This is a genomic window from Actinoplanes sp. NPDC051633, from assembly GCF_040681735.1.
GTDB lineage: Bacteria > Actinomycetota > Actinomycetes > Mycobacteriales > Micromonosporaceae > Actinoplanes.
The window spans coordinates 1-9,167 of record NZ_JBFAZH010000188.1; the positions used below are offsets into that span (position 1 = coordinate 1).

The following is a 9,167-nucleotide window of genomic DNA, read 5'->3' on the forward strand; positions in this document are numbered from 1 at the left end:
CTGTGGTTGGTGAGCTCGAACCTGTTCGGCGTGCCGTCGCGGTGGAGGTGTCGCAGGCGCACCCGGCGCGCGGCACCGGGCGGGGCGGCGAGCATGTCGATCCAGCTCGCGATGGCGCGCTGGTGGTCCTCCGGGTGCACCAGCTCGAGCGAGCGCCGGCCGGCCAGCTCAGCGGCGGTCCACCCGAGGACCAGCTCGATGGCTGGGTCGGCGTCGATGATCAGGGCGGCGGGATCCTTGCGTACGGTGATCAGCCGGGGCTTGACCGGAACCTGCGCCCGCTCGCCCCCGGTGATCGACCCCGGAACGCCGGTGATCAGGCCGACGAACACGCCATGCGTGTGCGTGGCGTCGATGAAGTGCAGCCGCGCCACCTGCTCGGGATCCGCGGCCAGGTGCACGTCGCAGTTCGCCCCGCCCTCGGCCTTCGCGGTTCCCCAGGCCCTCGCCACGATCTCGATGTCCTCCGGCACGACCAGGTCGATGGCCCAGCGGCTGCCGACGATCGGCCGGTGCGCGCCGAGCCGCAGCGACGGCGGCACGGGAACGAACAGACCCGTCGGTGCGATCGCGGCGATGTGCGCGTCCGGGTATTGCGCCAGCGCGGCGGCAAGTACGGCGTCCAACCCGGCCTCGTCCATATTCGTCAGATCGTCCGGCAACTGTCCGACCTGAACCTATCCGCCGCCGGTCAGCTGAACGACCGCGGAGACGGCTTTCTGCACCAGGCCGTCGAGGGCGCGGGGCAGGATGGCGATCGCCGTGCCGGCCAGCGTCAGCACCAGCATGATCTTGGCGGGGAAGCCCAGCTGGAACGCGTTCAGCGCCGGCGCCACCCGGTTGAGCAGGCCGAACGCCACGTCGGTGAGGAACAGCACGGCGATCAGCGGGCCGGCGATCTGCAGCGCGGCGAGGAACATCTCGCCGATGCCGGAGATCAGCAGCTTGCTGAACGTGCCCATGGAGAAGTTGGCATTGAGCGGCAACGTCTCGTAACTCTGGATGAAGCCGCGCAGGATGAGCTGGTGCCCGTCGCTGGCGAACAGCAGCGTGACGGCCATCAGGTTGTAGAACCGGCCGAAGATCGAGCTCTGGCTCATCGACAGCGGGTCGAAGGCCATCGCCAGCGTGAAGCCGCCGAACACGTCGAGCAGGTCGCCGGCCGCCTGCACGGCCGCGAAGAGCAGCGCGGTGACGAAGCCCAGCGCCGCGCCCACGAAGACCTGCAGCGCGGCGCAGGCGATGATGTCGGAGGTCTCGATCGACGGGATGCTGGTCCGCAGATAGGGCGCCATCGGCAGGGAGATCCCGAACGACAGCAGGATCTTGATCTGCACCGGGATGAGGCGGTTGTTGAACGGCGGGCAGATGGTCATCCACGCGCCCGCCCGCACCGCGCCGAGTGCCAGCGCGAGCAGTTCGGAGATCGGCAGATCCCAGTTCATCCGAGAGCCCGGCTCATTTGTAACTCGCCACGAGGGCGGTGATGATCAGCCCCCACCCGTTGACCAGCACGAACAGCAACAGCTTGAACGGCATGGCCACGGTCACCGGCGGCAACATCATCATGCCCAGCGACATCAGCGACGCGGACACCACCATGTCGATGATCAGGAAGGGGATGAAGATGACGAACCCGATGATGAAGGCGGCGCGCAGCTCGGAGAGGACGAACGCCGGAATCAGCGTGGTCAGCTCGACCTCGTCCTTGTTCGCCGGCTTCTCCTGCCCGGAGACCTTGACCAGCAGGGCGATCTCGTCCTCACGGGTGGTCTTCCACATGAACTCGCGCAGCGGCTCGACGCCGTCCTCGAACGCCTGCGACTGCGTCTTGTCGCCCTTCAGGTAGGGCTGGATGCCCTGCTCGTTCACCTGGGACACGGTCGGGCCCATGATGAACAGGCTGATGAACAGCGCCAGCCCGGCCAGCACCTGGTTGGGCGGCATGCTGGTCAGGCCGAGCGCGTTGCGGGTGACCCCGAGCACCATGAACACCTTGGTGAAACACGTGCACAACAGCAGCACCGCGGGCGCCACCGAGAGCAGTGTCAGGCCGAGCACGATCACCAGCGAGGTGGCTGGCTTGCTGCCGTCCGGGTTGGTGCCGCCGATGTCGATGTTGATGCCGGGCGGGGTGGGTGAGGCCGGTGGCCTCGGTGGGACGGGCGCGGCGTGCGCGGCGTCCGGCAGCAGGATGAGGGCCAGGCTCACCATGAGGAAGAGCCCGAAGATCAGGACCAGATGGGTACGCCGGGAGGTCATCGCCGGGTGGTCCGATCCCGCAGGAAGTCCATGGTCGAGCTCCACGTGCGCGGGGACAGGATCGACCCGTCCAGCCGCCCGCCCTTCGCGCTCACCACGTTGTCCGGCAGCAGCACCGCGTCCCGCTTCTCGCCGTGGTGGTCGTGCAGCGGGTTGTGGAAGATCGCCAGCTCGGTCTCGCCGAGCAGGCTGACCTGCTGGTCGGTGACGCCCAGGATGAGCGCGCGGTCGGCCACCTGCACCACGGCCACCGCCGCGCCGCGGGCCAGCTGCTGCCGATTGAGGACGGCCAAGGTGCCCGAGCCGTTGCCGTGCACGCCCCCGCGCCGGACCACCTTGGCCAGCCCCCACATCAGGCCGAAGACGACCAGGAGGGAGAAGCCGATGCGCAGGACGAGTTCGAACAAGGGTTACTCCCGTTCGCTGCCCGGCGCGACGATCTCGGTGATCCGGATGCCGAAGTTCTCGTCCACCACGACCACCTCGCCACGCGCGATCAGCCGGCCGTTGACCAGCAGGTCGGCCGGGCTGCCCGCGGCCCGGTCCAGCTCGACGATCGCGCCGGGCGAGAGCGAGAGCAGCTCTCGGACGCTCATCCGGGTTCGCCCCAGCTCGGCGGACACCTCCATCTCGACGTCGTGCAGCATGTCCAGGCCGCTGCGGATGGCCGCCGCGCCCGGGGTCCGTGGCGCCACGCCGCCGCCCTGATCGGCCGGCCACGGGCTGAGCGCGAGCGCGACCACCGCCCGCACCTGACCGCCGTCCAGCAGCGGCACGGCGACCGCGCCGTCCTTGGCGGCCAGCGCGCTCAGCGCCACGGCCGGCTCCAGGAGCTGGCCCGGGTCGAGCACGGTCGGGCCGAACGCGCGGGCGGCGGCCTCGAGCGCCGGCCGTACGGCGGCGGTCAGGTCGAGCTCGCCGAGCGGGCTCTCCTTCATCGCGTCCGCCAGGTCCTGCCCGACCACCACGACCACCTCGCCGACCGCCGCGCCGCTGAACCTCGCGGTGATCGCCTGGCCTTCGGTGAGCGTGTCGGCGGCTGCGGCGGTCGGCTCACCGGTGACCAGCGGGCGGCTGGTGGGCAGCACGGCGAGAGCCTGCTCGGCGGCGTTGCGGGCCAGCGCGAGCTGGGGTGCGGTGATCGTCGGCGCGGTCATCGACGGCCAACCTCCTTTGACTTGGCCTCGCTCGGCGACGGCACCACCAAGCAGGCGAGCCGGGTTCCCTGGTTGCCGGGCACCGCGTGCGCGAAGACGGTCTCGTTGACGGTCACCTCGAGCGGCAGGCTGGTCGGGTGCCCGAGCGGCACCACGTCGCCGGGGCGTAGATCCACGATGTCATCCGTACGCATACGAATGGGCTGGAATCGGACGGCTACATCGATCGGCGCGGCGGAAAGTCCGGCGGTGAGGTTGCGGGCCGCGCCCTCGCGGATCATTCGCTCGGCCGCGCTCAGCTCGATGTGCTCCTGCTTCTCGAGCACCGGAAGGATCGTGTTGAACGGCAGGCAGATGCTCGCCACGCACTCCTCGGTCCCGATCTTCATCTCGAAGGAGGCGATCACCACGGCGTCGCTGGGCTGGTGCGCGCGCAGGAACTGGGCGTTGTACTCGATCTCGCGCAGCTTGGGGGAGATGTCCACCAGCGTCTCGAAGCCGTATCGCAGCTCGCCCAGCATGCGCTCGAGCAGGCCGCGCAGCAGCGGCATCTCGACCTCGGTGAGCGGACGCTCGGGCTGCGGACCGCCCGGGCCGCCCAGCATGTGGTCGATCGCGGTCATCGCGGCCGAGGAGGAGAGCTCCATCAGCACCGTGCCGGAGAGCGGGTCGAGGCTGATCATGGCGATCACCGTCGGGTTGGCCAGCGAGGAGACGTACTCGTCGTAGTTGAGCTGCTCGATCGAGCCGAGCGTGACGCTGCTGACCACGCGCAGCCGGGTGGTGAGCAGGTTGCCGCAGCTGCGGGCGTAGGTCTCGAAGCAGATCTGCAGCGTCCGCACGTGTTCCCGGGACAGCTTGATCGGCCGGCGGAAGTCGTACGGTGTCGGCCCGCCGCCGCGCCGCGACATCTTGCCCGGCGGACGCGCTGCAGTGGAGGTCACTTGGTCATTTTCGCCTCATTTCACCCCGGACACGGCCGCAATGCGCAAGATGGGCAGGTCCGGATGCCGGACCTGCCCATCTGCCGAGCGGAAACTACTGGGTCACGAACTGCGTGTAGTAGATGTCCATGACGACCTGGGTCTTCTCTTCCTCGTTCTCGTACGCCTTCTCGACCTTCTCGAGGAGCTCCTTCTTGGCGGACTCGCGGCCCTTCTCGGTCTCCAGCTCGGCGACCTCCATGCCGGTGTACTGGTCGATCGCGAGGTCGATGGCCTCGGCGATGTCCGGGGCCTCCTCGCCGGCCGCCTCGGTGAGCTGCAGCGTGAAGCCGAGCTTGAGGTAGTGCGCGTCGGCCAGGTTGATCGTGATGGCGTTGTCCATCGCGACCACGGCCCCCTTGACCGGCTTCTCGACCTCCTTGGCCTCGGCCGAGTCGCCCTTCAGCATGAAGAACGCGCCCGCACCGCCGCCGCCCAGCACGACCAGGGCGATCATGATGATCATCAGCATCTTCTTGGACCTCTTCGGCGCCTCGGCCGATGCGTCCTTCTCGTCCTTGCTCATCTTCAGCTCCCCGTGTCGTCAGTCGTGCGAAGCGGTCGTGGTGGTGGTGCCGGTGGTCTGTTCGGCCGAAGGCGGCGAAGTCGTAGCGCCGGCGTGCAGCTTGGCGTCGTCACCGGCGGCGGCCGGCAGCAGCGCCGCCTGCTCCGCGGTGAGCTGGGTGAGGACCACGACGTCGACGCGGCGGTTCATCTGCACCGACTTCGGGTCCGTCGGGTTGATCAGCGGCTTGGTGTCGGAGAACCCGACCGCGCTCATCCGGTCCTTGGCCAGCCCGTCGCCGGTCAGGTGGCGCACCACCGTCGAGGCGCGGGCCGCGGAGAGCTCCCAGCCGCTCGGGTACTGCCCGGTGGTGGCCTTGAGCTGGTTGGTGTGCCCGTCGACCTCGATGTTGTTGGGCAGCTTGGCCAGCGCCGGCGCGATGGCGTTCAGGATCTTCTCGCCGCCGGACCGCAGCTTGGCGTCGCCGCCGTCGAACACGACCTCGTTGGTCACCACGGTGATGATCAGGCCACGCTCGTTGATGGTGAACTTGACCTGGTCCTGCAGCTTGGCCTTGACCAGTGCGGCGGCCACCTTCCGCTCGATCTCCTTGAGGTTCTCCACCTCCTTGGTCGCGGCCTGGGCGTCCTTGGAGGCCTTGGCCCGGCTCTTCGCCTTGAGCGCGGCCTCCACCGCCTTCTTCTCCTTCTCCGACATGTTGGCCGTGCCCGTCGCCCCGTCGCTCGGGTTGGCGCCGGCGTCGATCTGCACGACCTGGGTCGCGTTGCCGGAACCGTCGAGCTGCGCCGCGGATCCGGTGAACGCCGCGCTCTCGGCGCCGAACCCCTCGGAGAGGCCGGCCGCCAGCTCGGCGAACTTCTTCTGGTCCACGCTGCTCATCGAGAACAGCACCACGAAGAGAACGAACAGGAGCGTCAACATGTCGGCGTACGACACGAGCCAGCGCTCGTGGTTGACGTGCTCCTCGTGCTCCTCGTGACCGCCTTTCTTCTTCTTGGCGCTCCCGCTACTCATGTCAGATCACGCAGCCTTCTTCGTCGAAGCCGCCTCGGCCGCGGCAGCGGCGTCCGGGGGCAGCAGGGACCGGAGCTTCTGCGCCACGAGGCGCGGGTTCGAGCCGGCCTGGATGGCCAGCACGCCGTCGATCACCAGCTCCATCTCGTCGACCTCGATGCCGGTCAGACGGTCGAGCCGGGCGGCCATCGGCAGGAAGATCAGGTTGGCCGAGAGCACGCCCCACAGGGTGGCGACGAACGCCGCGGCGATGGAGTGACCCAGCGTCTCGGGCTTGTCGAGGTTCTCGAGCACGTGCACCAGGCCCATGACCGTGCCGATGATGCCGACGGTCGGGGCGTACCCGCCCATGTTCTCGAAGATCTTCTTGCCGGCCTTGTCGGCCTTCTTCTTCGCCGCGATCTCCGCGTGCAGGATGTCGTGCAGCTCCTCGGGGTCGGTGCCGTCGATGGCGAGCTGCAGACCGCGCTTGAGGAACGGGTGCTCGACGGTCTTGACCGCGTCCTCGAGCGCCAGCAGGCCCTCGCGGCGGGCCCGCTCCGCCAGCTTGACGACGTCGTCGACCAGCTGGGTGGGCGGCGGGACCTTGGCGAGCAGGGCCTTCTGGAAGAGCTTGCCGACGCCGAGCGCGTCCTTCATGACGCCGCCGGCCATGGCGGCCATGAAGGCGCCGCCGAAGACCAGCAGCATCGACGGGATCAGGATGATCGACGCCGGGTTTCCACCCTCCAGGATCTGGACGGTGAAGACGATGATGACGGCGACGACAATGCCAATGATGCTTGCGAGATCCATCAGCGGTCCTTCCGGTGCAGCGGGAGCACGACGGCGTCCTGCTCGACGTTGTCGGAGACCGCGATGGCGGGCTCACCCTCGAGGCGGCTCGCCTGAGCGATCAGCGAGGCGCGGTAGTGACGGACCGAGTCGATGAACTCGGGCACCGATTCGGCGATGACGTACTTGGTGCCGTCCACCAGCGTGACGACCGTGTCGGGCGTGCAGTCGGCGCGCTCGATGAGGTCCGGGTTGATGGCGAATACGGCACCGTTGATGCGGGTTACGAGGATCACGACGTCCGTCCTTGGTCAGTCAGTCATTCGGCTGGTCGGGCCGTCCGTGGCCCCTCAACTGGTCCTTCGGCCCCTGCCCGGTTGCCGATGAGCGCGGCATGGTCGCCATTGAGGTGCTGATTCGGCGACCGGCTCCGAACAGACGGAAGCCGGGGCGGGCGTCTGTGCCCGTCCCGGCCTCCGCCGGCTCAAACTGCTGTTATCAGCGTTTCAGGTTGACGAGCTCCTGGAGGATCTCGTCGGAGGTCGTGATGATCCGGCTGTTGGCCTGGAAGCCGCGCTGGGCGATCACCAGGTTGGTGAACTCCTGGGCCAGGTCGACGTTCGACATCTCCAGCGCGCCGCTGGTGATCAGGCCCAGGCCGGCGGAGCCCGCCGCGCCGATCTGCGCGAGGCCGGAGTTGACCGTGCTGCGGAACATCGAGTCGCCGATCTTCTCCAGGCCGTTCACGTTGTTGAAGTTCGCCAGGGACACCTGGCCGAGGGTCTGCTTCAGGCCGTTGGAGAAGACACCGACGATCTGCCCGGTGTTCGACACCGTGTACGAGCTCAGCACACCCGCGCCGGAGCCGTCCGAGTTGCTGACCCGGGCTTCGGTGTTGCCGCTGAACTGGGTTAGGTCGCGGATGTCGAAGGTGTAGTTGCCGACCCTCCACTTCCCGCTGTCCAGGCCGGTGTCCGGGTCGGCGTCGCCCACCGCCTTGCCGTCCTGGAAGGTGATCGGCTGCGACGAGCCGTCCGGCAGAGACATGGTCCACTCGGTGCCGCCGGTCTTCTCGAACGTCACCACCATGGGTTCGGCGGCGCCGTTCTCGTTGTACACCTTGACCGGGATCTCCTTCTTGGTCCCGAGCACGGCCTCGTTGGAGAAGTTGCCGGTCATCGTGATGTTCTCGGTGACCTCCGGCTTCAGGCTGATGCCGATGGGCAGCTTGATGTCGCCGGGCGCGCCGGCGGTGTTGACCTCGCCCTCCCCGTCCGCGCTCCATCCCTGCACGATCTGGCCGTTCGGGGTGGTGAGCGATCCGTTGGCGTCGAAGCTGAACGAGCCGGCCCGGGTGTAGAGCGACTCGCCGCCGCTCTTGACCACGAAGAAGCCGTCGCCCTGGATCATCATGTCCGAGCTCTTGCCGGTGGTCTGCGCGGCGCCCTGGCCGAAGTTGGCGGTGATGCTGGCCAGGCGTACGCCGAGGCCGACCTGGGCCGGGTTGGTGCCACCGGCCGAGTTCTGCGGGGCGCCGGCCGCGTTGACCATCTGCGACAGGGTGTCCTGGAAGACGGTCTGGCTGGACTTGTAGCCGGTGGTGTTGACGTTGGCGATGTTGTTACCGGTCACGTCCATCATCTGCTGATGGGCGCGCAGGCCACTGATGCCGGAGAAGAGTGAACGCAGCATAGGTCAGGCTTCCTTGGTGGGTGCGGGAGCGGGAGCGGAGGTTTGCTGGACTTCCGTGACCTTGGACAGCTCCACATCCATGTTCCCGACCACCAGAGTCGGTTCGCTGTCGCCGTTGAGCTTGGTCTTCGTCACGACGCCGGTGAACGAGTTGCCGTCGGCGTCCTGATAGGTGACCGTGCGGCCGACCAGCGACGACGCGCCGATCAGCTGCTGTGACTGGAGCATGGTGGCGATCTCGCCGAGCTTCTCCACCTGGGTGAACTGGGCCGTCTGCGCCAGGAACTGCGTCGAGTCGGCCGGGTTGCTGGGGTCCTGATACTTCAGCTGGGCCACCAGGAGCTTCAGGAACGTGTCCTGATCACCGAGCTTCTTCGTCGAGCCGGCGTCGCTGGTGGTCTTGTTGGTGTACATGGACGTCGCCATCTTGTTGGCGTCGTTCCCACCGATCGGCGAGGTCATGATCCATCCCCCTGACGCTGGCTTGCTTCCTACTCCCTTGAAATCGGCCACCTGCGCGATCCGCTTAGGCCACGCTTTGCCATAGGGGTGACCAGTTTTGGGGGAGGTGATACAGCGCCGTGAGTGAGAAGACCGAACAGCCGACAGCGCAAAAACTGAAGAAGGCCAAGCAGGAGGGCCAGATCGGGCGCAGCCAGGATGTCGGCGCCTGGTTCGGCATGCTGGCGGCGAGCATCGTGCTGCCCCGCACGCTCAGCTCGGCGATGGACCACGCGCGCGAGCTGATGGCCAAGATCC

13 protein-coding genes are annotated in these 9,167 nt (G+C 67.9%); 1 reads left to right on the plus strand and 12 read right to left on the minus strand.

Going from position 1 to position 9,167, the window contains the following annotated elements; all coding sequences use genetic code 11:
* From AB0M20_RS13620 to AB0M20_RS13675, 12 genes are all read right to left on the minus strand, one after another.
* The coding region (locus AB0M20_RS13620) for a PAS domain-containing protein (protein WP_364297804.1) at nt 1–662 on the minus strand (662 nt) is incomplete at its 3' end.
* 15 nt (nt 663–677) lie between these two features.
* Nucleotides 678–1,445, minus strand: a complete 768-nt coding sequence (locus tag AB0M20_RS13625) for a flagellar biosynthetic protein FliR (RefSeq protein WP_364297806.1) — start codon at nt 1,443–1,445, stop codon at nt 678–680.
* Between the two features lie 13 nt (nt 1,446–1,458).
* Complete coding sequence (gene fliP, locus AB0M20_RS13630; protein WP_364297808.1) at nt 1,459–2,262, minus strand: flagellar type III secretion system pore protein FliP; 804 nt, start codon at nt 2,260–2,262, stop codon at nt 1,459–1,461.
* Nucleotides 2,259–2,669, minus strand: coding sequence for a flagellar biosynthetic protein FliO (fliO, locus tag AB0M20_RS13635; RefSeq protein ID WP_364297810.1), 411 nt, complete (start codon nt 2,667–2,669; stop codon nt 2,259–2,261). The genes fliP and fliO overlap by 4 nt, the downstream gene beginning before the upstream one ends.
* Before the next feature lie 3 nt (nt 2,670–2,672).
* Nucleotides 2,673–3,419: a flagellar motor switch protein FliN gene (gene fliN, locus AB0M20_RS13640; RefSeq protein WP_364297812.1), complete on the minus strand. Its 747-nt coding sequence runs from the start codon at nt 3,417–3,419 to the stop codon at nt 2,673–2,675.
* Nucleotides 3,416–4,363 carry a flagellar motor switch protein FliM gene (locus tag AB0M20_RS13645; RefSeq protein WP_364297814.1) on the minus strand — a complete coding sequence of 316 codons (948 nt, stop codon included), beginning with the start codon at nt 4,361–4,363 and terminating at the stop codon, nt 3,416–3,418. The genes fliN and AB0M20_RS13645 overlap by 4 nt, the downstream gene beginning before the upstream one ends.
* 94 nt (nt 4,364–4,457) lie before the next feature.
* On the minus strand, nt 4,458–4,928 hold the full coding sequence (locus AB0M20_RS13650) for a flagellar basal body-associated FliL family protein (RefSeq protein ID WP_364297816.1): 471 nt from the start codon (nt 4,926–4,928) through the stop codon (nt 4,458–4,460).
* An 18-nt stretch (nt 4,929–4,946) separates the two neighbouring features.
* Nucleotides 4,947–5,942: a flagellar motor protein MotB gene (locus tag AB0M20_RS13655; RefSeq protein WP_364297818.1), complete on the minus strand. Its 996-nt coding sequence runs from the start codon at nt 5,940–5,942 to the stop codon at nt 4,947–4,949.
* Nucleotides 5,943–5,948: 6 nt separating this feature from the next.
* On the minus strand, nt 5,949–6,737 hold the full coding sequence (locus AB0M20_RS13660; RefSeq protein WP_364297820.1) for a flagellar motor protein: 789 nt from the start codon (nt 6,735–6,737) through the stop codon (nt 5,949–5,951).
* The gene (locus AB0M20_RS13665; protein ID WP_364297822.1) at nt 6,737–7,012 is read right to left on the minus strand and encodes a flagellar FlbD family protein; all 276 of its coding nucleotides are present in this window, start codon (nt 7,010–7,012) and stop codon (nt 6,737–6,739) included. Before AB0M20_RS13665 ends, AB0M20_RS13660 begins: the two co-directional genes overlap by 1 nt.
* A gap of 202 nt (nt 7,013–7,214) precedes the next feature.
* Nucleotides 7,215–8,408 carry a flagellar hook protein FlgE gene (locus AB0M20_RS13670; protein ID WP_364297823.1) on the minus strand — a complete coding sequence of 398 codons (1,194 nt, stop codon included), beginning with the start codon at nt 8,406–8,408 and terminating at the stop codon, nt 7,215–7,217.
* A 3-nt stretch (nt 8,409–8,411) separates the two neighbouring features.
* Nucleotides 8,412–8,870, minus strand: a complete 459-nt coding sequence (locus tag AB0M20_RS13675) for a flagellar hook capping FlgD N-terminal domain-containing protein (RefSeq protein WP_364297825.1) — start codon at nt 8,868–8,870, stop codon at nt 8,412–8,414.
* Between the two features lie 119 nt (nt 8,871–8,989).
* On the opposite strand from AB0M20_RS13675, the gene AB0M20_RS13680 reads away from it, so the two are divergent.
* A partial coding sequence (locus AB0M20_RS13680) for an EscU/YscU/HrcU family type III secretion system export apparatus switch protein (RefSeq protein WP_364297827.1) occupies nt 8,990–9,167 on the plus strand: 178 nt, incomplete at its 3' end.